The following is a 23,443-nucleotide window of genomic DNA, read 5'->3' as shown; positions in this document are numbered from 1 at the left end:
TGGCGGCGGCGAGCCGCTCCTCCAGCGCCCGCGCGGCCTGCTCGGCGTAGCGGGCCGACGCGCTGGACTGGGTGGCACGATCCACCGCCTCGGCCGCCTGCCGGGCCCGCTCGCGGTGGGCGGCGGCGGCCGTCTCTCGGTCGGCCGTCAGCCGGGTGAGCTCGGCGTCCAGCCGCACCTGCGCCTCCTGCGCGGCGGTGAGCGCGGCGCCGCCCTCGGCCAGGAACCGGTCGATCTGGCCGCGCCGGTGCTCGGCCCGCTCGGCGGCCTCCTTGATCCCGCGGGCCCGCGTGGCGGCCTCGTCGGCCTTGCGGGTCTGCGTCCGCACCTCTTCGCGCAGCCGCTTCAGATCCTCCGGCGGCGCGGCGACGTGCAGGCGCTGGCCGAGCGTCAGCTTCTGCCGGATCGCGCTGAGCGCCGACTCGGCGGCGGCGAGCCGGTAGTAGCTGGCATGCCCTTCGGCCACGGCGTCGGCGTCCTGCGCGGCGAGCCGCTCGGCCTCCTCGGCGACGACGGGCAGTTCGGCGCGCGCGCGGGCGAGCTGCTCGGTCAGCGAGCTTTCCTGCTCCCGCGCGGCCTGGAGCTCGGCATGGGCGCGCGCGGAACGCTCGTCGATGCTGGTGCAGAGCGTGTAGGCCTCTTCGGCGACGGCGGACAGCTGCTTGGCCTGGTTCGACGCCGCGTCGGCGTCCTGCTGGAGCCGCTGCGCCTCTTCGCGCGGCCCGGCGACGGCCTCGGCGGCGGCGGCGCGCTCGGCCTCCAGCCGCTCGCACTCGACGGTGGCCTCGGCGATGGACCGCTCGGCCGTCTCCAGCTCGCCGCGCAGCCCCTGGAGGCGCTGCTCCAGCGTCTCCAGCTCGGCGTTCAGCTCTTCGCGGTGCCGTGCGTGATCGGCCTGCCGCGTCTCCTGGTTCGCCAGGTCGCGGGGCCACTGCTCCAGCCAGAGCAGGCCTCGCCGCAGCAGCCGCTCCTCGGCGTCCCACGCCTGCTGCCACGCGTCCCCGACGGGCCGGACGACGACGTCCCGCACCCACGTCTCAGGCGCCCGCGGCGCCGCCTCGGCGGCGAGCGCGCCCACCGGCAACGGCTCCACCGGCAGCGTCGCGTCGGCCGGGGGCGTTCCGGGCGGCTCCTCCACCAGCGGTATCCCGTTGGGCGAGAGCGCGTCGGCTGACATCTCAACCGGCAGCGTCGCGCCGGCCGGGGACGTTCCGGGTGTCGCCTCCACCGGCGGTGCCCCACTGGCCGGGGGCGTTTCGGACAAGGCTTCGATCGGCAGTGTCCCACCGGCCTGGGAACCTTCGGAGGACGCCTCCACCGGCAACGTCTCGTTCGGAGAGGGCGCGTCGGCCGACGCCGCTACGGGCGGCGTCCCGCTGGGCGAGGGTGTGTCGGCCGCTGCCTCTGCCGGCACCGTCTCGGTGGCCGGGGGTGTTGCGGAGGCCGCCTCAACCGGCGGTACTCCGCCGGGCGAGGACGTCTCGGCTGGCGCCGCTACCGGCAGCGTCCCGCTGGTCGGAGGCGTTGCGGAGGCTGCTTCAACCGGCGGTGTCCCGCTGGGCGAGGGCGTTTCGCCCGCCGCCGCTACTGGCAGCGACCCGCTGACCGGAGGGGTGTTGGCCGGCGCCTCTGCCGGCACCGTCTCGGTGGCCGAGGGCGTTGCGGAGGCCGCTTCAACTGACAGTGCTCCGCCGGGCGAGGGCGTTTCGACCGACGGTTCTGCCCGCAGTGTCTCGTTGGGCGAGGGCGTTTCGGGCAGTGCCCCGCTGTGCGGGGGCGTGCCGGGTGAGAGCTCTGCCCGCAGTGTTTCGTCGGGTGTTGGCGCGTTGGCCGGCGGCTCCGCTGGGGAGGCCGCTTCGGGCGGTGTCCCCAGCTCGTCGGTAGGGGCGGTCACCGGCGAGAGCGCCTCGGTCGGCGTTTCCTGCAGTGAGGCCGTGCCGGCGGCCGGCGGGAGTTCTTCCAGCGGCATCGTCCGGACAGACGGCGGCTCCTGTGCGGGCCGCACCGCCTGGAACTCGATCGTCCCGTTGGACGGCCGGTCCGGGCGGGAGGCCGCCTCGACGGCCTCGATGATCTGCGCGGCCTCCGCCGGGCTCGTCACCGGCCGGAACTCGATCGTCCCGTTGGAGCCCGGTTCGCCCCGCCCCGCGATGGCCGGGGCCGGCCGGGCCGGCCCGGGCTCGGCCGGTTCCTCGGCCAGCCGCACCGCGAGCGGCGACCCGGCGGCCTCCAGGGCCTGGACGATCTCGGCGAGCCGCTCCGGCGGCGCCATCAGCAGCACCCGCTCCCCGGCGTCCACCAGTTCGCGGGCCGCCTCCAGCGCCGCGCCGGCCTGGTCGGCGGACTCGACGAACTGCGCGCCCGAGTCCGCCGGGGACAGCAGCAGGGCCGCCAGGTCGGGCCGCTCCCCGGCCAGCAGCGCGCGCAGCGCCGCCACGTGCGGGGCCCAGCCGATCGCGTTCGTGCCGTGCTCGGCATGCAGGCGCTCGTAGAAAGCGGCCAGCGGCCCGTAGTTCTTCTCGACCTCGTCGTGCAGTTCCACTGCCATCCCGCTCCCGGTTGCTTCGGGCGATATGTCTCCCCGACTGCCCCCGACTAACGTCTCACAGCCCATTGATCTTGAGAGGGGGCTCAGCGCGGGTTCACGGCCAGCAGCTCGGCCAGCAGGTCGTCGAGCGTGACGATGCCGGCGAAACCGCCGTCCGCGTCCTGCACCACGGCCAGCTGCGCGCGCGCCCGGCGCATCCGCGACACCGCGTCCAGCACCGTCGTGCCGGCGGTGAGCGACGGCGCCGGGTGCGCCAGCCCGGCCGCGCGGCGGTCGCCGTCCGGCTCGGTGACGGCGGCGCGCACGTGCACGATGCCGACCGTCGCCGCGCCGTCGCGCACCAGCAGCCGGCTGTGCCCGCTGGCGGTCGCGGTGCGCCGGATCTGCGCCGGCGTCGCCGCCGCGTCGATCGTGGTGACCGACGCCGCCGGGACGACCAGCGGCCCGACCGTCGCCTCCCGCGCCGAGATGGCGCGGCGCAGCAGCTCGTGGTCGTTGCGCCCGATCAGGCCGAGCCGCCGCGACTCGCCGACCAGGTGGCTGAGCCCCTGCGGGTCGGTGTGGCTCTCCAGCTCGTCGCGCGGGGTGACGCCGAGCAGCCGCAGCAGCCCGTTGGTGACGGTGTTCAGCGCGGCCAGGATCGGCCGCGACACCTTGGCGAACGCGCGGAACGGCAGCGCCAGCAGCAGCGCCGACCGCTCGGGGTGCGCGATCGCCCACGACTTCGGCGCCATCTCGCCGATCACCATGTGCAGGAAGGTGATCAGCGCGAGGGTGACGGCGAGCGCGACCGCCTTCGCCCCCGCCTCGGGCACGCCGAGCGCGTGCAGCGGCGGCTCCAGCAGGTGCTCGACGGCCGGTTCGGTGACGATGGCGAGGCCGAGCGAGCACATGGTGATGCCGAACTGGGCGCCGGCGAGCATCAGCGACAGCTCCCGGACGCCCGCGACGGCGGCCAGCGCCGGGCGGCTGCCGGTCGCGGCGGCGCGCTCCAGCTGGCCGCGGTTGGCCGCGACCAGCGCGAACTCGGCCGCGACGAAGAAGCCGTTGCCGAGCAGCAGCAGGACGGTGATCGCCAGTGAGGTCAGCGGGTCCATGCGGGCGTGTTTCCTAGGTCCTGTTCGTGGCGAGCGGCGTCCAGGTGGTTCCTGGCAAGGCGGAGGAGGGGGTCGTGTCGGCCGGCGACCGGCGGCGACGCCGCCAGGGGCCGCCCGGGCTTCGCGCGGTAGGACGTGGGCCTGGGAGGCACGCCCTAAGCCCCCGTCGCGACGGGCTCGGGGGAGACGGCGCGCAGCCGGACCCGGTGCGGGACGCGGCGGCGCACCGACACCACCTCCAGCTCGACCGGCGCCACGGTGAGCCGGTCGCCCGGGCTCGGCAGCCGGCGCAGCTCGGCCATGATCAGCCCGCCGAGGGTGTCGTAGGAGTCGCCCTCGGGCAGCGGCAGCCCGGTGAAGCGGGTGACCTCGTCCACGCGCAGGCCCGCGTCGGCGAGCCAGCCGCCGTCGGCGGTGACGCAGGGCAGGTCGGCGCGCACGTCGGTCTCGTCGTCGATCTCGCCGACGAGCTCCTCGGCGACGTCCTCGAAGGTGAGGATGCCGGCCAGGCCGCCGTACTCGTCGACCACGCAGGCGAACTCCTCGCCCGAGTCGCGCATCCGGTCGATCACGCCGTAGAGGGGCTGGCTGCCGGGCACCAGCAGCGCCGGGCGGGCCACCTCGCGCAGCGGGGTGTCGCGCGGCAGCGCGTCGTCGGCGACCTCGCGGACGCCGGCGACGCCGATGACGTCGTCGACCTCCAGGCCGTAGACGGGGTGGTCGGTGTGGCCGGTGTCGCGGATCGCCGCGACCAGGTCGGCGACGGTCGCGTCGCCGGCCAGCGCGCTCACCTGCGGGCGCGGCACCATGACCTCGTCGGCGGTGCGGTCGCCGAACGACAGCGCGCGCTCCAGCAGGCCCGACAGGTCGGCGGGCAGATGGCCGGCGTCGTGCGAGCGGCCGATGATGTCGCCGAGCTCCTCCAGCGTCGCGCCGCTGTGCAGCTCCTCGACCGGCTCGACGCCGACCGAGCGCAGCAGCCTGTCGGCGGCCTTGTCGAACAGCCGGATGAGCGGGCCCGCGACCGTCAGGTAGACGAGCGTGGACGCGGCGAGCGCGCGGGCGAGCGTCTCGGCCTTGGCGAGCGCGAGGTTCTTGGGGAACAGCTCGCCGAGGACCATCTGGATCAGGGTGGCGAGGACGAAGCCGGTGGCGAGGGCGATCGCGCCGGTCGCGCCGTCCGGGACGCCCGCGGCCCGCAGCAGCGGCGCGATGATCCCGGCGAGGGCGGGTTTGGCGATGAAGCCGACCACCAGGGTCGTCATGGTGATGCCGAGCTGCGCGCCCGACAGCATGAACGAGAGCCGCCCGACGACCTTCAGGGCGCGCCGCGCGGCGGCGTCCCCCTGGTCGGCGGCCTGGGCCAGCCGGACGCGGTCGGCGGCGACGTAGGCGAACTCCTGGGCGACGAAGTAGCCCGTCGCGGCGGTGAGCAGGATGACGGCGAGGACGCCGAGGATCGCGCTCACCATGGGACACCAGGTCTATGACTAGGGTCCGACACTGCGGACTCACCACTCCTTTCGCAACCGGTTCACCTTACGGAACGTCACTCCACACCAGGTGGTTCCCGGAGCACAAGCGACACGCGCGTGACGAACGCCTCATCATGGAGCGTCCCGGATGGCCGATGGCGGCCATCGGCCACATCGCGGTGTGTGCTTTGTGGCCTTTGCTCCTGGGGCTGGTGAATTCTTCGGTGCACCAGAGCGCTTGTCTCGAAAAGTGTCACCGAACACACTGTGTGCAGGGAAACCGCAGGATCATGGCCGTACTGGCGCAGCGCTGGAGACCGAACGCGGGGCCGATGTGACGGAGAGCGGGGCCGGGGCCGCCGCGCCCATGGGCGACGAGGCCATCGACCGTGCCCTGACGTCCCTGCGCGCCGACCAGGAGCGCATTGCCGCCTCCCTGCTGGACCTGGACGCCCACGACGGCCTGCGGCTGCTCGGCGGCGCGAGCCTCACCGGCGAGACCGGCCGCCGCTGGGAGGAGACCAAGGCGCGGATGGCGCTGCTGTGGCGCCTGTACGACGCCTACCGGCAGGTGCTGGACGGGGCCGCCGCGCTGCGCGCCGCGCACGCCCGCCCCGATGGCGCCGTCCGCGCGGAGCTGACCCGGCTGCTCACCGGCGACTCGGTGGAGCTGCCCGGCGGGGAGATCCCGCTGGACCGCCGCACGCTGCTCGGCCCGCCGAAGGAGCGCGTCACGCTGGACGAGGCCGTCGCGCTGATGGCGGAGGCGTTCGAGCGGTCGGCCGAGATGGTCGCGGCCGCCGACGCCGCGTGGGGCGAGCTGGCCGGCCCGCTCGGCGAGGCCGAGGAGGGCTGGCGCGCGGCGGCGCGGTTCGCGCACGCGCTGTCGGGCGCGCGCCGGCCCGACCTGGACCGGCTCGGCCGGGAGCTGACCGCGCTGCGCCGCGAGGTGCGCGGCGACCCGCTCGGCCTCGCCGCCGACGCCGGCCGCCTGGACCGGCTGCGCACGGCGATCGCCGCGCTGCACGACGAGCTCGCCGCGGCGGTCGCGCTGCGCGACTCCTACGAGGAGCGCGCGGCCGCGCTGGAGGCGGCGGTCGGCGAGGTCGAGGAGGCCGAGCGGGCCGCACTGGAGGCGGCGGAGACGGCCGCCCGCAAGATCGAGGCGGCGGGGCCGCCCGCGCTGAAGCCGCGCGCCGCCGGCCTGCGCCACCGGTTCGCCGCGCTCGGCGCGCTGCGCGAGGCGGGCCGCTGGACCGATCTGGCGGGCCGCGCCCAGGCGCTGGAGGCGGCCATCGCGGACGCGCGGGAACGCGCCGCCGAGCATCTGCGTCTCAGCAGCGGACTCCTCGACCGGCGCGCCGAGCTGCGGGGGCGGCTCGGCGCCTACCAGGCCAAGGCGGCGCGGCTCGGACTCGCCGAGGACGAGACGCTCGCCCGGCTGCACGCCCGTGCCCGCGACCTGCTGTGGACGGCGCCGTGCGACCTGCGGGCGGCGACCGCCGCCGTGGCCGACTACCAGCGTGCGATCAGGGCGAGCGAGAGCGAGGCGGCGCGGCGATGACGGCATGCACCCAGCCCGGCTGCGCGGGCACCGTCGAGGACGGGTTCTGCGAGGTGTGCGGGATGGCGCCGCCCCCGCCGCTGCCGGTCGCGCCGCCGCTGGTCGTCGCGCCGCGCGAGCCGTCCCAGCTCGCCCGGCCGGTGGAGTCGATGGCGATGGTCGGGGTCGCGCCGACCACGCCCGCCACCCCGGTGAGCGCCGCCGGGTCGGCGGTGACGGCGGGCCGGACGGCCTCGCGCGGCACCGGCGGGTCGGGCTCCACCGGCTCGCATCGGCGCGGCAAGCTCGGCGCCGGGCTGGTGGAGGTGCCCTCGGTGCCCTACCGCGACCCCTCGCTGGAGGTCATGGCCAAGCCCGAGGTGCCCGAGAACCGGCGGTACTGCAGCCGCTGCGGCGATCCGGTGGGGCGCAGCCGCGAGGGCAGGCCGGGCCGCACCGAGGGGTTCTGCCGCAACTGCGGGCACCGGTTCTCCTTCGCGCCGAAGCTGGTCGCCGGCGAGCGGGTCGCCGACCAGTACGAGGTGCTCGGCTGCCTGGCGCACGGCGGCCTCGGCTGGGTCTACCTGGCCCGCGACGCCAACGTCAGCGACCGCTGGGTGGTGCTGAAGGGGCTGCTGGACACCGGCGACGCCGACTCGATGGCCGCCGCGACCGCCGAGCGCGCCTTCCTCGCCGAGGTCGAGCACCCCAACATCGTCAAGATCTACAACTTCGTGCGGCACGGCGGCTCGGGCTACATCGTGATGGAGTACGTCGGCGGCGAGTCGCTGAAGGACATCCTGCTGCGGCGCCGCGCCGAGGAGGGCGAGGACGCCGCGCTGCCGCTCGGCCAGGTCATCGCCTACGGCCTGGAGGTGCTGGAGGCGCTCGGCTACCTGCACGGCGTCGGCCTGCTGTACTGCGACTTCAAGCCCGACAACGCGATCCAGTCCGAGGAGCAGCTGAAGCTGATCGACCTCGGCGGGGTGCGGCGCGCGTTCGACGCCAACAGCCCGATCTTCGGCACGCCCGGCTACCAGGCGCCCGAGATCGGCACCGGCGGCCCGACGATCGCCTCGGACCTGTACACCGTGGGCCGCACGCTGGCCGTGCTGAGCTTCCCCTTCCGCGGCTACACCGGCCGCCACCTGCGCAGCCTCCCCCCGCGCGAGGAGGTGCCGCTGCTGCAGCGCTACGAGTCGTACTACCGGCTGCTGCGGCGCGCCACGCATCCCGACCCGGCACGCCGGTTCCAGTCGGCGGGGGAGATGGCCGAGCAGCTCACCGGGGTGCTGCGCGAGGTGCTGTCGGCCGAGGACGGGCAGCCGCGGCCCGCGCCGTCGCCGCTGTTCGGCCCCGAGCGCTCCTCGGCCGGCACCGACACCCTCGACGACGGCGCCGACGGCCGGGTGCTGGTCCCGCTCGACCCGGCGGCGGCCGCCGCCGCGCTGCCCGTCCCGCTCGTCTACGGCGGCGACCCGGCGGCGGCGTTCCTGCGCGGCCTGTCGGCCCGCGACCCCGGCGACCTTGCCGCCGCGCTGGCCGCCGCGCCGGTGTCGTCGACCGAGGTGCGGCTCGCGCTCGTCCGCGCGCAGATCGAGATCGGCGACTTCACGCAGGCCGCCCGCCTGCTGGACGAGCTCGCCGCCGACTGCCCGCAGGACTGGCGCGTCGACTGGTACCGGGGCGTGCGCGCGCTGGCCGCCGGGCGGAGCGCCGACGCCGCCAAGATCTTCGACGACCTGTACGACCTGATGCCGGGCGAGACCGCGCCCAAGCTCGCGCTCGCCTTCGCGCACGAGGGCCGCGGCGAGGGCGCCGAGGCCGAGCACTACTACGAGGCCGTCTGGCGCACCGACGAGACGTTCGTCAGCGCCGCGTTCGGGGTGGCGCGGGCGCGGCTCGCCGCGGGCGACCCGGCGGCGGCCGAACGGGTGCTGGACTCGGTCCCGCGCATCTCGGCGCACTACGTCGCCGCGCAGCTGGCCGCCGTCGCCACCGTCGTGCGCAACCGCCGCCCGCAGGAGTTCGACGAGGCGCTGCTCACCGGCACCGGCCGCCGGCTGGAGGCGCTGCGGCTCGGCACCGAGCGGCGCGCCCGGTTCGCCGCCGAGCTGCTGGAGGCCGCGCTGGCCTGGGTGCGCACCGGGCGCCGGGCGCGCGGGCGGCTGCTCGGCGTCCCGCTGACCGAACCGGCGCTGCGGCGCCGGCTGGAGGAGACCTACCGGACGCTCGCCAAGCTCGCCGACACCCCGGGCGACCGGCACGCGATGGTCAAACGGGCCAACGCCGTCCGGCCGCGCACGCTGTTCTGACCCGCAGGGAGACCCGCAGATGAGCGACCTGCCCGAGTTCACCGTCGACATCGACCAGAACCCCTACCTGCCGGCCGGCGGGCAGGAGATGCACGCGATCGTGACCGTCCGCGCGACCGGCGGCGCCACCGGCGGCGCTCGCACCACGGACGCCGCTGAGATCATCGTCATCGACACCTCGGGCTCGATGGCCTACTCGGGGAAGATGGCGGCGGCGATCCGCGCCGCCAAGGCCGCGGTCGACGTGCTGCGCGACGGCGTGCACTTCGCGGTCGTGTCGGGCGCCAACCAGCCGCGCATGGTCTACCCGCAGGGCGAGCGGCTCGTCGTGATGAACGACCGGACGCGCCGCGCCGCGCGCAAGGCGATCGGCGCCCTGGAGGCGGCCGGCGGCACCGCGATCGGGTCGTGGCTGCGGCTCGCGGCCCGGCTCGCCGAGGAGCGGCGCGGCGCCGTCCGGCACGCGATCCTGCTCACCGACGGCAAGAACCAGCACGAGGAGCCCGCCGAGCTGGACGCCGCGCTGGCCCGCTGCGAGGGCGCGTTCACCTGCGACGCGCTCGGCGTCGGCACCGACTGGGAGGTCGCCGAGCTGCGCAAGATCACCACGGCGCTGCTCGGCGGGTTCTGGGACGTGCCCGAGCCGGCCCGGCTGGAGGGGCACCTGCGCGGCCTGGCCGAGCACGCGATGGGCAAGGAGGTCGCCGACGTCCGGCTGCGGGTGTGGACGCCGCAGCACGCCAGGCTGCGGTTCCTCAAGCAGATGGTGCCGGCCGTGGACGACCTCACCGGCAAGCGCGTGGCCTCCGGCGCGCAGACCGGCGACTACCCGCTCGGCGCGTGGGGCGAGGAGGCCCGCGAGTACCACCTGTGCGTGCAGGTGCCGCCCGGCGACGTCGGCCGGCAGATGCGCGCCTCCTGGGTGAGGCTGCTCGGGCCCGGCGACGCGGTGCTCGCCGGCGGCAACGTCCTGGCCGAGTGGACCGAGGACGAGGACAAGTCCACCCGCATCAACGCCCGTGTCGCGCACCACACCGGCCAGTCGGAGCTGGCCGAGGCGATCCAGGAGGGCCTGGCGGCCCGCCGCGGCGGCGACGAGGACGCCGCCACCGCCCGCCTCGGCCGCGCCGTCGCGCTCGCCCGCCAGGTCGGCAACGCGCAGATCGCCGGGCTGCTGCACAAGGTCGTCGACGTGATCGACGAGGAGTCCGGCACCGTCCGGCTGAAGAAGGACGTGAGCAAGGCCGACGAGATGTCGCTGGACACCCGGTCGGTCCGGACCGTGCGGACCCGCCCCGGCGGCGCCGCGCCCGAACCCGGGAGCTGAGGCCATGGCGACCTGCCCGAACGGCCATCCGTCCGACGACCCCGACTACTGCGACGTGTGCGGCGACCTGATGGACGGCGCGGCGCGCGCCGACCTGGACGCCCCCCGTGCCGCGCCCGCGCCCGCCGCGCCGGAGCGGGCCGAGACCTGCCCGACGTGCGGCGCGGCGCGCTCGGGCCGGTTCTGCGAGGAGGACGGGTACGACTTCGAGCTCGGCACGGCGCCCGCGCCCGAGCCCGCGGAGGCGCCGCCCGGCCCGCCCCCGGCGCTCACCGGCTGGTCCGTGCTGATCACCGCCGACCGCGCCTACCACGCGGCGGTGCTGGCGCAGGAGGGCCCCGACGCCGCCACCCTGGCCTTCCCCGAGAACTGCCCCGACCGCCGCGTCCCGCTGCTCGGCGACAAGGTCCGCATCGGCCGCCGCAGCGTCGCGCGCGGGCTGCTGCCCGAGATCGACCTGGCCGTCCCGCCCGGCGACCCCGGCGTCTCGCACACCCACGCCGCGCTGGTCGCCGTCCCCGGCGGCGGCTGGACCATCGTGGACGCCGGGTCGGTCAACGGCACCACCGTCAACGACGACCCGGCGCCGATCCCGCCGAACACCCCGGTCCCCCTCGCCCCCGGCGACCGCGTGCACGTCGGCGCCTGGACCACCATCACGCTGCACCACCACGGGGAGGGCTCCTCATGACGACGACGCGGCAGCCGCCGGTGCCCGCCGCGCGGCCCGGCCCGCCCGCGCGGCGCCGCGGCCGGCTGCGCACGTTCGCGCGCGGCCGCTGGCTGAAGACGATCCCCGGCCGCATCCGCGCGTCCGTCGCGCTGCTGCTCGCGCTGCTGGCGCTGATGGGCATCGTGCTCACCGTGGCGGTCGGCAACGCCCGCCAGGGCGTGCAGACGATGGGCCACGACGCCGGCCCGCAGGTCGTGGCGACCGGCGCGCTGTACTTCGCGCTCAGCGACATGGACGCCCAGGTCGCCGACGTGCTGCTGATCGGCCGCGACCACGGCCTCGGCATCGGCCACGACGAGTCGCTGCGCCGCTACGAGCAGCGCCGCGACGCCGCCGCGCAGGCCGCGGTGCAGGCCGCGCAGCTGGCCGGGCAGGACGCCAAGCGGCAGCAGAACGTGCGCGACGTGCTGAACGGGCTCGGCCGGTACGAGCAGCTCGCCGGCGAGGCGATGCTGCTGAACGACCAGTCCGGGCACGCCGCCGGGCCGCCGCCCGGCAACGTGCTGAGGGTCTACCGGCAGGCCACCGACCTGATGAAGCTGGAGCTGCTGCCGAAGGCCTACAACCTGACGCTGGACAGCGGCGCGACCGTCCGCCAGTCCTACGAGAGCAAGCGCGCGGCGGTCCTGTCCGGCCGCGCGTGGGTGGTGCTCACCGCGGTGCTCGTGCTGGCCGCGCTCGCCGTCGCGCAGCTGTACCTGGCGCGCGGCTTCCGGCGGACGGTGAACCCCGGCCTCGCGCTCGCGACGCTGCTGACGCTGGTGCTGGCCGTCGCGGCGTTCGCCCAGCTGTCGGCGCAGGCCGAGCACCTGCGGGTGGCCAAGCGGGACGGGTTCGACTCGGTGCTGTCGCTGTCGCGGGCCCGCGCGATCAGCCACAGCGCGTTCGCCGACGAAAGCCGCTACCTGCTGGACCCCGACCGGGCCGACACCTACGAGCAGACCTACCTCGACAAGGCCCTGGCGGTCCTGTACGTCGACCCCGGGCAGGGCAAGCCGGTCAACCTGGAGACCTACTACGCCACGCTGGACCGGGACGTGCGCGGGTTCACGCCCGGCCGGGCCCGCTTCCTCGGCTTCTTCGGCGACGAGGCGCACCAGGTCAGGCCGGCGGGCGCGGCGTCCGACGCGCTCGGGCAGACGCTGCGCGCCTACCTGGCCGTCCAGCAGAACGACCGGCGGATGCGCGAGCTGGCCGGCCGCGGCGACCGGGCCGGCGCGATCCGGCTGCGGATGGGCACCGGGCCGGGCGGCGCGATCCGCGCGTTCGACGACTACGACCGGGCGCTGGTCTCGCTGAGCGAGACGCACCGGCGCGGCTTCGACGCCGCCATCGCGGCCGGCGACGGCGGGCTGCGCGGCTGGAAGTGGCTGCCGCTCGGCGCCGCGCTCGTCATCGCCGCCCTGATCCTGGCCGGCGTCCGCCCCCGGCTCGCCGAGTTCCGCTGACCCAAGGAGTGACCATGCGCCTCTCCCGCGCCGCCGCCGCGCTGCTGCTCGCGCTCTCCAGCGCGGGCTGCGCCCTGGAGAGCGCCGACGCCGGGTCGGTCGTGCACAAACGCTCGCTGGTGATCGGGGTGAAGGCCGACCAGCCCGGCCTCGGCCTGAAGGGGCCCGACGGCCGCTACCAGGGCTTCGACGTGGACGTGGCGACCTATGTGGCCGGCCGGCTGGGGGTGCCGCCGTCCCGGCTGAGGTTCCGCACCACCCCGTCGTCGGCGCGCGAGCAGGCGCTGCAGTCGGGCGCCGTCGACCTGGTCTTCGCGACCTACTCGATCACCGCGAAGCGCAAGACGCAGGTCACCTACGGCGGCCCGTACTACGTCGCGCACCAGGCCATCCTGGTCCGCGACGACGAGACCGGCATCCGCAACGTGCGCGACCTGAAGGGCCGCCGGATCTGCGCGGTCACCGGGTCCAACTCCTGGAAGCGGGTCACCGAGGAGCGCAAGGTCGCCGCCGTCCCGGTCGACACCCCGACCTACGGCGCCTGCATGGACCGGCTGACGTCCGGGCAGGTCGACGCGATCTCCACCGACGACCTGATCCTGGCCGGCCTGGCCGCGCGCGGCGGCGCCAAGATCGTCAACGCCCCGTTCACCGACGAGAAGTACGGCGTCGGCCTGCGCAAGGGCGACCTGGCGGGCTGCGAGGCCGTCAACCGCGCGCTCACCGAGATGTACCAGGACGGCACGGCCGCGGCGCTGCTGAACAAGTGGTTCGCCAAGGCCGGGCTGGAGGTGACGACCAGCGTCCCGCAGTTCGAGGGCTGCTCCTAAGGCGGGGTGCCGAAGGAGCCGATCGCCTCGCGCACCGACCCGTAGACCGGGACGTACTGGTCGATCCCGGTGATGTGGAAGACGCGCTCCACCCGCGGCGGCGGCGCGACGAGCGCGATCGGCACGTCCCGCTCGGCCGCCCGCCGGTTGGCCGACACGATGGCGTTCAGGCCGGTCGAGTCGCAGAACGTCACCTGCCGCATGTCCACGATCATCGCCTGCCCGGCGTCCAGCACGCCGAGCATCGACTCCTCGAACCGCGCCCGGGAGACCACGTCGATCTCCCCCTGGATGCGCAGCAGGGTGCAGCTGTCGTGGTGCAGCAGGCTGATGTCGAAGTCCATGGGTCCACCTTGCCCCCCGGCTCGGTCACCGAGTCCTCAGCATCGCCCACCGGCCGCCGCCTGCCAAGCGCCCGCCGGGAGCGGGAGGTGTCCCGCGGGTGGGGCGGTGTTCACCGGGACGCCATCCGGTGCGGGGGTATAGGCCATTTTGCCCCTGTTATCTATCCCTGCTCACGAACGACCTGAATGGGGAGGTCAGCCGGTGACTTCGGCTGCACGGACGCGGCGCCTCGCCGCTATCACGCTCACCGCCGGGGTGGCCGTCTCGGTCCTCGGCACCGGCCTGGCCGGCGCCGGCGACGGCGACCGCACGCACCAGGTGCGGGAGGCGATCCACGGAGGCAAGGCGCGCAACGTCATCCTGCTCATCGGGGACGGCATGGGCGACTCGGAGATCACCATCGCGCGCAACTACGCCAAGGGCGCGGCGGGCCGGCTGAACATGGACACGCTGCCGCTGACCGGCGCGTACACCACCTACGCCGTGCAGAAGGCGAACCCGTCGCTGCCGGAGTACGTGACCGACTCGGCCGCCAGCGGCTCGGGCTGGGCGACCGGCCACAAGACCTACAACGGCGCCATCTCGGTCACCCCGGACGGCAAGCCGCAGCGCACCATCCTGGAGCTGGCCAAGCAGGCCGGCTTCCGCACCGGCGACGTGACCACGGCCGAGCTGACCGACGCCACCCCGGCCGTGCTCGCCGCGCACGTGACCGACCGCGGCTGCCAGGGCCCGGCCGACATGAAGAACTGCCCCGCCAACGCCAAGGAGAACGGCGGCCAGGGGTCGATCGCCGAGCAGCAGATCCAGACCGGCGCCGACCTGTACCTCGGCGGCGGCCGGGCCCGGTTCGCCCAGACCGTCAAGGCCGGGCCGTTCCAGGGCAAGACGGTCGTGGACCAGGCCAAGGCGGCCGGCTACAACGTCGTCACCGACGCGGCCGGGCTGGCCGCGGCCAAGCCGGGTCAGCGGCTGCTCGGGCTGTTCGCCGACGGCAACATGCCGCAGGAGTGGACCGGTCCGGCCGCCAAGGTCGGCGGCACCGACCCGGCCAAGTGCGCCCCGAACACCCAGTTCAGCGGCCCGCACCTGTCCCAGATGGCCACCAAGGCCATCGACGCGCTGGACGCGCAGACCCGGTCCAAGCGCAAGGGCTTCTTCCTGCAGATCGAGGGCGCCTCGATCGACAAGCGCGACCACGCCGCCGACCCGTGCGGCCAGATCGGCGAGACCGTCGAGTTCGACAACGCCGTCCGCGTCGCGCAGGAGTACGCCCGCCGGCACCCCGGCACCCTGGTGGTGACCACCGCCGACCACGGCCACACCAGCCAGATCATCCCGCTGGACGCCAAGAGCCCCGGCCAGACCGCCACGCTGGTCACGGCCGACAACGCCCAGATGAAGATCAACTACGCCACCAACCCGGCCGGCGAGTCGCAGGAGCACACCGGCACCGAGGTGCGGATCGCCGCGCGCGGCCCGCAGGCGGCCAACGTGGTCGGCGTGACCGACCAGACCGACCTGTTCCGCACCCTGCGGCGCGCGCTCGGCGCACGCTGAACGGCGCGCGGGGCCACCGCGCGAACCCGCTGACCGGCAGGAGAGACGGGCCGGCCGGATCCGCCGTCCCACGACGGCGATCCGGCCGGCCCGTCCCGTTCGCGCCCGGCGGCCCGGGCGGGGAACGGCGGGAAAAGCTACTCCCGGGAAACTTACTAAACAGTAGAAAAGGGCGGGCGGATTGGATCGTCCGTCCAATTGCCGGGTTTCCGACGGCCCGCCCGGTTCACTGGAATGCCGCGCATACCATGCCACTGAGCAGCGGTGATACATTCCCGCAGGGGAAAATCGGGGCGCTGATTCCGGCGCGTCCGAGTAAAGCCGCTACAGTCGGCGGTGCCGAATTCTGGAGGGCTGGGTGCTCTACACGTTCATGTCCCGGGTGGTCGCGCCGATCCTGCGGGTGCTCTTCCGTCCCCGGGTGGAGGGCGCCGAGAACGTCCCGCCGGACGGACCGCTCATCGTGGCCAGCAACCACCTGTCGTTCATCGACAGCTTCATCATCCCGCTGTCGATCCCGCGGCCCGTCACCTACATCGCCAAGGCCGACTACTTCGAGGGCGGCGGGCTGAAGGGCCGGTTCGTCCGCTGGTTCATGACCTCGCTCGGCCACGTCCCGGTGCAGCGCGGCGCGCAGCGCGCCGCGATGGGCGCGTTGGAGCAGGCCGTCGGCATCCTGGACGACGGCGGCGCCTTCGCGATCTACCCCGAGGGCACCCGCTCCCGCGACGGCCGGCTCTACCGCGGCCGCACCGGCGTCGGCTGGCTGGTGCTCGCCTCCGGCGCCCGGGTGCTGCCGGTCGGCCTGGCCGGCACCGAGAAGATCCAGCCGATCGGCGCCGGCTGGCCGCGGCCGTTCGCGCCCCGCCCGGCCGTGCGGATCGGCGCGCCGCTGGACTTCGCGCAGTACCGCGACCTGCCCGCGGCCAAGGCCCGGCGCGCGATCACCGACGAGATCGTGACGGCGATCGGCAAGCTGTCGGGCCAGGAGTACGCCGGCTCCTACAACGAGCGCGCCGACCACACCGGCTGAACACGCGGGCTGAACACACGGGCCGGCGGCGTGTCCCCTTGCCCGCCGTGGCACCGGCCCGCCATAGGCTCGCGGCATGACGCACAGGCTCCTCCCGATCGCGCTGCTCGCCGCGGCGGCCGCGACCACGGCCGGGTGCGGCGGCGGCGCGGACCAGGGCCCGCCCGCACAGGCGGCCGGCCGCGCCGCGCTCGCCGGCGCCGGCTACACCTCCGACCAGCTCGAGCAGGCGCTGCTCACCGAACCCTCCGGCTACCGGCGCGCCGGCGACCCCGACTCGGGCGAGTACGGGACGCTCGCCGCCATCCAGAACTTCGACCAGCTCCAGCGGCAGGTGAAGCTGGACAAGCCGCGCTGCGCGGCGGCCCGTCCCGGCGGCGCCCTGGACCGCTCCGTGCCCGCCGCGATCGCCACCTTCGCCAAGAAGGGCGGCAGCAGCCTCACCGAGACGCTGCTGGCGCTGCCCGACGACGCCGCCGAACGGCAGGTCAAGGCGCGCGTCCCGGCCGGCTGCCAGACCTTCCGCACCCTGGTCGGCGCGACCTGGTCCGAGCACGAGGTGATGGAGCCGCCGCCGGGCACCCTCGGCGAGGGGTCGCGCACCGTCGGCGTGGTCAGCACCACCGGCGGGTCCAACACCAAGACCTGGTACGTGGTGGCGCGCGGCCGCCGCCACCTGGTGACGATCAGCCTGTACGGGCCGAACGCCACCCGCGAGGAGGCCGAGGGCCTCGCCGGCCAGGCCATCGAGCAGGCCCGCCGCATCCTGCCCTGACCGGCGCTCGCCGGACGGCCGCGCGGCGAGATAGCGTGGCCTCCACGGCAGGGGACGGCAGGGGGTCGGCTTGATCGGCAAGGAGGGCCGGGTCACCGGCAGGATCGGCCCGGGCCGCACCGGCGAGGTCATCATCGCGGTCCGCGGCGGCACCGAGGCCTTCTACGCGCACCCGGTCGACCCGCGCGAGGAGATCCAGGTCGGCGCCATCATCGTGGTGGTCGAGTACCACCCGCCGCGCACCGTCTACGTGGCGCCCGCACTGGCCTGACCGCGCGGCGAACCGTTCGCCGCTCCAGGGCGTCTATCCGGTACCGGATCCGCCGTCCCTGGGAGGAGCGCGATGCCGCTCACCGCCACCGTGGCGATCATCGCCGTCGCCGCCGTGATCGCGCTGGTGATCATCTTCAAGATGATCTGGCGCGTCGCCGAACCGAACGAAGCACTGATCATCTCCGGGCTGGGCGCCAAGGCGCACAACCGCGACACCGCCGAGTCCCTCGGCTTCAAGATCGTCACCGGCAAGGGCGTCTCGGTGCTGCCGGGCTTCCAGACCTGCCGCCGGCTGTCCCTGGACACCCGCGCCTCCGACCTGGACGTCAACTGCGTCACCCGGCAGGGCATCAAGGTGCACGTGCGCGGCGTGGTGATCTACAAGGTCGGGGACGACTTCACCTCCATCGCCAACGCCGCCCGCCGCTTCCTGGACCAGCAGAAGCTGATGGACGACAAGACCCACCAGCTGTTCGCCGGGCACCTGCGCTCGATCATCGGCCACCTGACCGTCGAGGACCTCATCCACAACCGCGAGGAGCTCACCAACCAGGTGCGCACCTCCTCGGCCGACGAGATGGGCAAGCTCGGCCTGATCGTCGACTCGCTGCAGATCCAGGAGATCGAGGACGACAGCGGCTACATCGACGCGCTCGGCCGGCCCGACGCCGCCGCCGTCGCGGCCGCCGCCCGCATCGCCGAGGCCGCCCGCAACCAGGAGGCGACCGTCGCCGAGCAGCACGCCGAGCGCGAGAACGCCGCCGTCATCCGCGACACCCAGATCAAGCGGGCCGAGTACAAGGGCCAGGTCGACCAGGCCGCCGCGCTCGCCCGCCAGGAGGTCATCCTGCGCGAGACCCGCAACGCCGAGCTGGAGGCCGAGCGCACCGAGAAGCGGCTGGAGAGCGAGATCCGCAAGCCCGCCGACGCGCGCGCGTACGAGCAGGTCAAGCTGGCCGAGGCCGAGCGCGAGGAGCGCATCGCCTACGCCCAGGCCGCCGCGCAGGAGGTCCAGCTGAAGGCCACCCGCGAGGCCGAGGCGACCCGGCTGATCGGCGAGGCCAAGGCCGACGCGATCCGGCAGAAGGGCCTGGCCGAGGCCGAGGCGATCAAGGCCCGCGCCGAGGCCCTGGCGCACAACCAGGAGGCGGTCATCGCCCAGCAGCTCGCCGAGCAGTGGCCGCAGATCGTCGAGGCCGGCGCGAAGGTGTTCGGCAACGTCGACAACATGGTGGTGCTGAACGGCGCCGACGGCGTGGAGGACATGCTCGCCAAGGCCCTCACCCTCGGCGGCACCGGGCTCGGCGTGGCGCGCTCGCTGCTGGCCGGCATGAACGGCAACGGCGGCAACGGCGCCGCCCCCGCCCCGGCCGCCGTCCCGGCCGCGGAGCCGAGGCCCGAGTGAACCGGCGGGGCCCGCGCGGGCGGAACGGCCCGCGCGGGTCCCGGGAACGATTAACGTTCATGCCATGCCCGTGCCCCGCCTCGCCGTCACCGTCGACCTGGTCGTCCTCACCGTGCGGGAGCAGCGCCTTTCCGCCCTGATGTGGCGGCGCGACCGGGCCCCCTACGACGGCGCCTGGTCGCTGCCGGGCGGCTTCATCCAGCTCGACGAGGACCTGCCCGCCGCCGCGTCCCGGCTGATGGCCGAGCGGGCCGGCCTCGCCGACGTGCGCATCCACCTGGAGCAGCTGGCCACCTACGGCTACCCCGACCGCGACCCGCGCCAGCGCGTCGTCAGCGTCGCCTACCTCGGCCTGGCCCCGGACCTGCCCGCCTCCAGCCGCGCCCAGGTCCTGTGGGCCGCGGTGGACGACCTCATCCACCGCGACCGCGCCGCCTTCGACCACCGCCGCATCCTCTGCGACGGCGTGGAGCGGGCCCGCGCGAAGCTGGAGTACACCTCCCTCGCCGCCGCGTTCTGCCCGCCCGAGTTCACCGTCGCCGAGCTGCGCCGCGTCTACGAGATCGTCTGGGGCACCGCGCTGGACCCCCGCAACTTCCACCGCAAGGTCACCGGCGCCGACCGCTTCCTGATCCCGACGGGCCGCACCACGACCCGCGACGGCGGCCGCCCCGCCCGCCTGTACACCCGCGGCGACGCCGAGCAGCTCCGCCCCCCCATGCTCCGCCCCGGCCGCTGACCCCTCCCGGAACCCAAGCCGCTTCAGGCCCCGGATGCGCTACTCCTGGCGATGTGCGGCGGCGTGGCTTCGGTGTGCCGTCCGGCGGGGCGGGTCCGGTGGTGCGGGCGTTGATTGAGGCGGGCTTCAGGGGGTGGAGTGGCGGATGCGGCAAGTGGGGGTGAAAAGTAGTAGATTGTCGCCATTTCTCGTCAGCCGGGGTCGCTATGATCTTCCGGAAATCGACGCATCCCGGGAGCGGTCACAGTGCAACCTCCGCAGCCGCCGCATGGTGGCCCACCACCTTCGTACGGGCCGCCGCCCGGTCCGCCCGGCCCGCCCGGCTGGGGGCCGCCCGGCCCCCCGCGGCCGCCGAACGGCAACCCGGCGGCCCTCATCATCGTGCTCGTCGCGGTCTTCGTGGTACTGATCGGCGGCGGCGTCCTCGCGGTGCTGCTGCTCGGCTCCAGCGGCTCGTCGCGGCCGACGGCGATCACGCGGCCCACGATCCCGGACGTCCCGACCTACAGCCCGCCCACGTACAGCCCGCCGACGCTGCCCAGTTCGACGCCGTCCACCCCGGACAGCACGTACTCGCCGCCGCCGCGCAACTACGGGGCGATCGCCGTGGCGAGCAACGGCGCCGTCGGCAAGGCCTGGGACTACGACACCGAGGCCGGCGCCAAGCGGCGGGCGCTGAACGAGTGCCCCGCCTCCGGGTGCAAGGTCCTCACCACGTTCGTCAACGGCTGCGGCGCGGTCGCGTTCAACTCCAGGACCAACCGGTACTGGGGCGGCAGCGGCGCGACGAAGGAGGCGGCCCAGCGGAACGCGATCTCCAACGCGGGCGGCGGCCGCTGGATCTCCTGGGTGTGCACCACGCGGTAGGAACGTTCCGCAGCGCACGTGGCCGCTCCGTGGACGACCGGGGGCGGCCACGGCGATTTCGTCGGTGGCGCGTGGCAGGCTTGTCCCACTCGATCATGAAAGGGCGGGATGCCGGTGCTCGGCGGAGACGATCTGGTGGACCTGGCGCGGCGGCTGCGGGCGGCCGACACGGGCGGGTGGCGCGAGGACGGGGTGGGGCGGCTCGTGGCCGGCCTCGGCTGGGAGCGGGCGGGCGACGTCGTGCGCACGGGCCTGCCCTCCGGTGACGCCCGGCTCCGGCCCGTCGGCAAGTACGAGAGCGACCACGTCCGCGGCGAGGAGTACGTCGGCCTCTACGTGCCGATCGCCGTGGCGGCGGACCCGGCCGTCAAGGCCGACGCCTTCCGGCGCGCCGCCCACGAGCTGACCGCGGCCCTCGGCCCCTCCCCGATCATGGGCTCGTACGGCGGTCTCAGCACGTTCTATGACAGCACGCCCCGGTGGGGCGCCCCGTTCCGGCGCTGGCGCGGCCACCCCGACTCGCTGGAACTGCAGGCGGGCGAGGCCGGCCCGGAACTGGTGCTGTTCCCGACCGATCCGACCGAGAACTGGTTCTGGCGCCAGCGCCACGGTGAGGCCTACGCCCTGGACGGCTTCTTCGGCACCGACCGCAGCGCCGCGAACGGCGGCCTCAGCATCCCCGGCATGTGGCGGACCGACGACTGGGAGGTCTTCCACACCACGCTGACCTGCTTCCTGCGGAGCCTTCCGGCGGAGGTCCGGGCCCTCGGCATCGAGCTGTCGCTCGCGATGCACGCCCTCATCCCGGGCACGTACGGCCCCTGGGTGTTCCACCTGGCCTGCGACGCCGACACGCTGGAGCTGGCGGTCTTCGAGCAGGAGGACGTGGACCTGGCGAAGTACGACCTGCCCTCGCTCGGCTGGACGGCGACCGCCGACGCGCCGCCGTCCCACGAGCACGACGAGTTCACGCGCGTCGCCTACCACTCGGGCCCGCACCGCCTGGGCGAGGTGGACGGCCTCCGCTTGGCCGGGCTGCTGGTCGAGACGGCCAAGGCCTTCGGCATCGAGTCCCCGCAGGGCCTCAGCCTGGTCGACCACGCCCAGTCCATCGACGGCTACCACGTCGACTTCTTCGGCCTCACCTTGCGGGAGAACCCCTGACGGGTCAGGCGAGCTTCTGCCACGTGCCGATGCGGGCCGGGCCTCCCTCGTTGCCGGTCAGGACCCGCACCCACAGGTGGTCGTTCATCTTCGAGGTCACCGTGCGGCACCGCACCTTGCCGTAGCCGCCGGCGGAGGCGCCGAACAGCTCCTTCGTGCGCTTCTTCTCGGCGACCCGCAGGACGGCGATCGCGGCGAGCCCGTCGCGCCCGGTGTCCTTGGCGCAGATCCGCACGGTGATCTTGGACCTGTCCCGCGCCCATTTCCCGCCGGCCGCGCCGCCCTTCACCGGGGAGGCCTTGAAGGAGTGCCAGACCGCCGCCTCGGCGGGGGCGGACATCAGCGGGACGGCCCCGGCGAGCAGGGCCATGGCGGACACGGTCGCGAACCGGCGCACGGTGGACCTCCCATGTAGATCATTCGTCCATCGCACCCTAGAAGATCCCGGCGGCCGGCACAGCCGGGAAAAACACCTCGGCCGCCGGAGCCGGCGCGGGGGAAACGCGTTCCCCCGCGCCAGGGGGTGGCTCAGGCGGTGGTGTCGAAGGCGGAGGCGAGCTTGGCGCCGAACAGCATGTCGCCGGACAGCTTGATCTTCTGGGTCATGAAGGCGGCGACGCCGTCCAGGGTGCCCGCGCAGAGGCGGAGCAGGTCGGGCGCCGACATCGTCAGCGTGGTGCGGGCCCGGTCGGCGGCGCCCCGGGTGCCGGTCGCGGTGCCGTCGGCGATGGTGAGGTGGTAGGTCTTCTCGCCGTCGGGGGTGCCGATGTGCCACTCCACCGTGCCGCCGTCGGCGCCGATCTTCTCGGGCAGCAGCCGGGTGGGCATCAGGCCGAACACCTGGTCCAGCATCGCCTCGACGCCGCCCTTGGCGATGAACGCGGTGATCGTGGCGTCGTCGCCGGCGAGGGCGAGCAGGTCGCGCAGCTCGCCGGGGGTGCTGATGGACGTGGTGAGCCGCCGCAGGTCGGCCGGGTCGGCCTGCTCCAGGAGGCTCGTCATGTCCACGCCCTTCAGGTGGGCGAGCAGTGTCGGCAGGTCGTCGGTCTCCCGCAGGACGGTCGGATCGGTCATCGGGTTCTCCATCCGCGACTGTGCCGTAAATCTATGGCACATTGACTTGAGGGCCACAGTTTGCGGGCGTCGTCGCGGCACCGTCAAGAGCGCCCGGTGATAAAAAGACGGGCATGGCGACCTACCGCATCGACGAGCTGGCGCACGCCGCGGGGACCACCTCCCGGCACGTGCGGGCTTTCCGGGAGCGCGGGGTGCTGCACCCGCCGCGGCGCGAGGGCCGGGTCTCCCTCTACGACGAGACCCACCTGGCCCGGCTGCGGCTGATCCACCAGCTCCAGGAGCGCGGCCACACCATCGCCACGATCGCCGAGCTGATCACCGCCTGGGAGAGCGGGCACGACCTGGCCGACCTGCTCGGCGTGGAGAAGGCCCTCACCGACCCGTGGTCGCAGGAGGCGCCCGGGCGGATCGACGGCCCCCGGCTGACCGCGATGTTCTTCCCCGGCATGACGCCGCGGGAGCTGGACGCGCTGCCCGCCGGCTACCTGCGGTGGACGCTGCGGCGCGCCGAGGAGCTCGGCTTCGTCGAGCGCGACGGCGACCACTACACGGTCCCCAGCCCGGCCCTGCTGCAGGTCGGCGCCGAGCTGGTGGCCGCCGGCGTCCCGCTGACGACCGTGTTCGAGATCGCCGAGAAGACCGACGCCGGCTGCCGGGACATCGCCGGGCGCTTCGTCCAGCTCGCCGTCGACCAGGGCAAGCTGGACGACTCCTCGCACAACGCGGTCCGGCAGGACCTGCCCGAGGTCGCCGGGCTGATCCGGCGGCTCCGCCCGCTCAGCGAGGCGGCGGTGCGGGCGCTCCTGGCCCGCGCCATGCAGGCCGAGATCCAGGCCCGCACCAGCGAGCAGATCACCGAGATCGCCCGGCGGTCCGGCGCCCGCTGACC

General features: G+C 74.6%; 20 protein-coding genes. 15 read left to right on the top strand and 5 right to left on the bottom strand.

Features of this window, described 5'->3' with window-relative positions; translation table 11 throughout:
* Positions 1-2,631: 2,631 nt before the first annotated feature.
* A complete protein-coding gene (locus ACRB68_RS15190) occupies positions 2,632-3,645 on the bottom strand; it encodes a hemolysin family protein (protein ID WP_153533113.1) in 1,014 nt (337 codons plus the stop codon).
* Between the two features lie 155 nt (positions 3,646-3,800).
* The gene (locus ACRB68_RS15185) at positions 3,801-5,117 is read right to left on the bottom strand and encodes a hemolysin family protein (protein ID WP_153533112.1); all 1,317 of its coding nucleotides are present in this window, start codon (positions 5,115-5,117) and stop codon (positions 3,801-3,803) included.
* A 337-nt stretch (positions 5,118-5,454) separates the two neighbouring features.
* Here ACRB68_RS15185 and ACRB68_RS15180 point away from each other — a divergent pair, with 337 nt between their 5' ends.
* Genes ACRB68_RS15180 through ACRB68_RS15155 form a run of 6 tightly spaced genes read left to right on the top strand, consistent with a single transcriptional unit; the run spans position 5,455 to position 13,316 of the window.
* A complete protein-coding gene (locus ACRB68_RS15180; RefSeq protein WP_328594238.1) occupies positions 5,455-6,684 on the top strand; it encodes a hypothetical protein in 1,230 nt (409 codons plus the stop codon).
* Positions 6,681-8,978, top strand: coding sequence for a serine/threonine-protein kinase (locus tag ACRB68_RS15175; protein ID WP_153533111.1), 2,298 nt, complete (start codon positions 6,681-6,683; stop codon positions 8,976-8,978). Before ACRB68_RS15180 ends, ACRB68_RS15175 begins: the two co-directional genes overlap by 4 nt.
* A 19-nt stretch (positions 8,979-8,997) precedes the next feature.
* Positions 8,998-10,305 carry a VWA domain-containing protein gene (locus ACRB68_RS15170; RefSeq protein ID WP_153533110.1) on the top strand — a complete coding sequence of 436 codons (1,308 nt, stop codon included), beginning with the start codon at positions 8,998-9,000 and terminating at the stop codon, positions 10,303-10,305.
* 4 nt (positions 10,306-10,309) lie between these two features.
* Positions 10,310-10,996, top strand: a complete 687-nt coding sequence (locus tag ACRB68_RS15165) for an FHA domain-containing protein (RefSeq protein WP_153533109.1) — start codon at positions 10,310-10,312, stop codon at positions 10,994-10,996.
* The gene (locus ACRB68_RS15160) at positions 10,993-12,486 is read left to right on the top strand and encodes a hypothetical protein (RefSeq protein ID WP_235959393.1); all 1,494 of its coding nucleotides are present in this window, start codon (positions 10,993-10,995) and stop codon (positions 12,484-12,486) included. Before ACRB68_RS15165 ends, ACRB68_RS15160 begins: the two co-directional genes overlap by 4 nt.
* Before the next feature lie 14 nt (positions 12,487-12,500).
* Positions 12,501-13,316, top strand: coding sequence for a glutamate ABC transporter substrate-binding protein (locus ACRB68_RS15155; RefSeq protein WP_153533108.1), 816 nt, complete (start codon positions 12,501-12,503; stop codon positions 13,314-13,316).
* Here ACRB68_RS15155 and ACRB68_RS15150 read toward each other — a convergent pair.
* Positions 13,313-13,660, bottom strand: a complete 348-nt coding sequence (locus tag ACRB68_RS15150) for an STAS domain-containing protein (RefSeq protein ID WP_153533107.1) — start codon at positions 13,658-13,660, stop codon at positions 13,313-13,315. The genes ACRB68_RS15155 and ACRB68_RS15150 overlap by 4 nt on opposite strands.
* Positions 13,661-13,862: 202 nt before the next feature.
* On the opposite strand from ACRB68_RS15150, the gene phoA reads away from it, so the two are divergent.
* The 8 genes from phoA (at position 13,863) to ACRB68_RS15110 (ending at position 21,477) form a co-directional block, all read left to right on the top strand.
* Positions 13,863-15,221, top strand: a complete 1,359-nt coding sequence (phoA, locus tag ACRB68_RS15145) for an alkaline phosphatase (protein WP_328594237.1) — start codon at positions 13,863-13,865, stop codon at positions 15,219-15,221.
* A 358-nt stretch (positions 15,222-15,579) separates the two neighbouring features.
* Entirely contained in the window at positions 15,580-16,254 is a 675-nt protein-coding gene (locus ACRB68_RS15140; protein ID WP_328594236.1) for a lysophospholipid acyltransferase family protein, read from the top strand.
* A 76-nt stretch (positions 16,255-16,330) separates the two neighbouring features.
* Positions 16,331-17,029 carry a hypothetical protein gene (locus ACRB68_RS15135; RefSeq protein ID WP_153533106.1) on the top strand — a complete coding sequence of 233 codons (699 nt, stop codon included), beginning with the start codon at positions 16,331-16,333 and terminating at the stop codon, positions 17,027-17,029.
* A 70-nt stretch (positions 17,030-17,099) separates the two neighbouring features.
* A complete protein-coding gene (locus ACRB68_RS15130) occupies positions 17,100-17,300 on the top strand; it encodes a hypothetical protein (protein WP_153533105.1) in 201 nt (66 codons plus the stop codon).
* A gap of 72 nt (positions 17,301-17,372) precedes the next feature.
* Positions 17,373-18,707, top strand: a complete 1,335-nt coding sequence (locus ACRB68_RS15125; RefSeq protein ID WP_153533104.1) for a flotillin family protein — start codon at positions 17,373-17,375, stop codon at positions 18,705-18,707.
* A 64-nt stretch (positions 18,708-18,771) separates the two neighbouring features.
* Entirely contained in the window at positions 18,772-19,446 is a 675-nt protein-coding gene (locus tag ACRB68_RS15120) for an NUDIX hydrolase (protein WP_153533103.1), read from the top strand.
* A 246-nt stretch (positions 19,447-19,692) separates the two neighbouring features.
* Positions 19,693-20,313 (top strand): DUF4189 domain-containing protein, encoded by a 621-nt coding sequence (locus tag ACRB68_RS42475; protein ID WP_153533102.1) that lies wholly within the window; start codon positions 19,693-19,695, stop codon positions 20,311-20,313.
* Between the two features lie 108 nt (positions 20,314-20,421).
* Positions 20,422-21,477, top strand: coding sequence for a hypothetical protein (locus tag ACRB68_RS15110; protein ID WP_153533101.1), 1,056 nt, complete (start codon positions 20,422-20,424; stop codon positions 21,475-21,477).
* A 4-nt stretch (positions 21,478-21,481) separates the two neighbouring features.
* Here ACRB68_RS15110 and ACRB68_RS15105 read toward each other — a convergent pair whose 3' ends face one another.
* A complete protein-coding gene (locus ACRB68_RS15105; protein ID WP_153533100.1) occupies positions 21,482-21,874 on the bottom strand; it encodes a hypothetical protein in 393 nt (130 codons plus the stop codon).
* Positions 21,875-22,005: 131 nt separating this feature from the next.
* Positions 22,006-22,551, bottom strand: a complete 546-nt coding sequence (locus ACRB68_RS15100; RefSeq protein ID WP_235959391.1) for an SCP2 sterol-binding domain-containing protein — start codon at positions 22,549-22,551, stop codon at positions 22,006-22,008.
* A 113-nt stretch (positions 22,552-22,664) separates the two neighbouring features.
* Here ACRB68_RS15100 and ACRB68_RS15095 point away from each other — a divergent pair, with 113 nt between their 5' ends.
* Positions 22,665-23,441, top strand: coding sequence for a MerR family transcriptional regulator (locus tag ACRB68_RS15095; RefSeq protein ID WP_153533099.1), 777 nt, complete (start codon positions 22,665-22,667; stop codon positions 23,439-23,441).
* The last annotated feature ends 2 nt before the right edge of the window (positions 23,442-23,443 follow it).

Source organism: Actinomadura macrotermitis (genome assembly GCF_009604375.1).
Lineage (GTDB): Bacteria > Actinomycetota > Actinomycetes > Streptosporangiales > Streptosporangiaceae > Spirillospora > Spirillospora macrotermitis.
The sequence above is the reverse complement of the archived record's forward strand: the minus strand, read 5'-3'. Positions and strand labels throughout refer to the sequence as shown.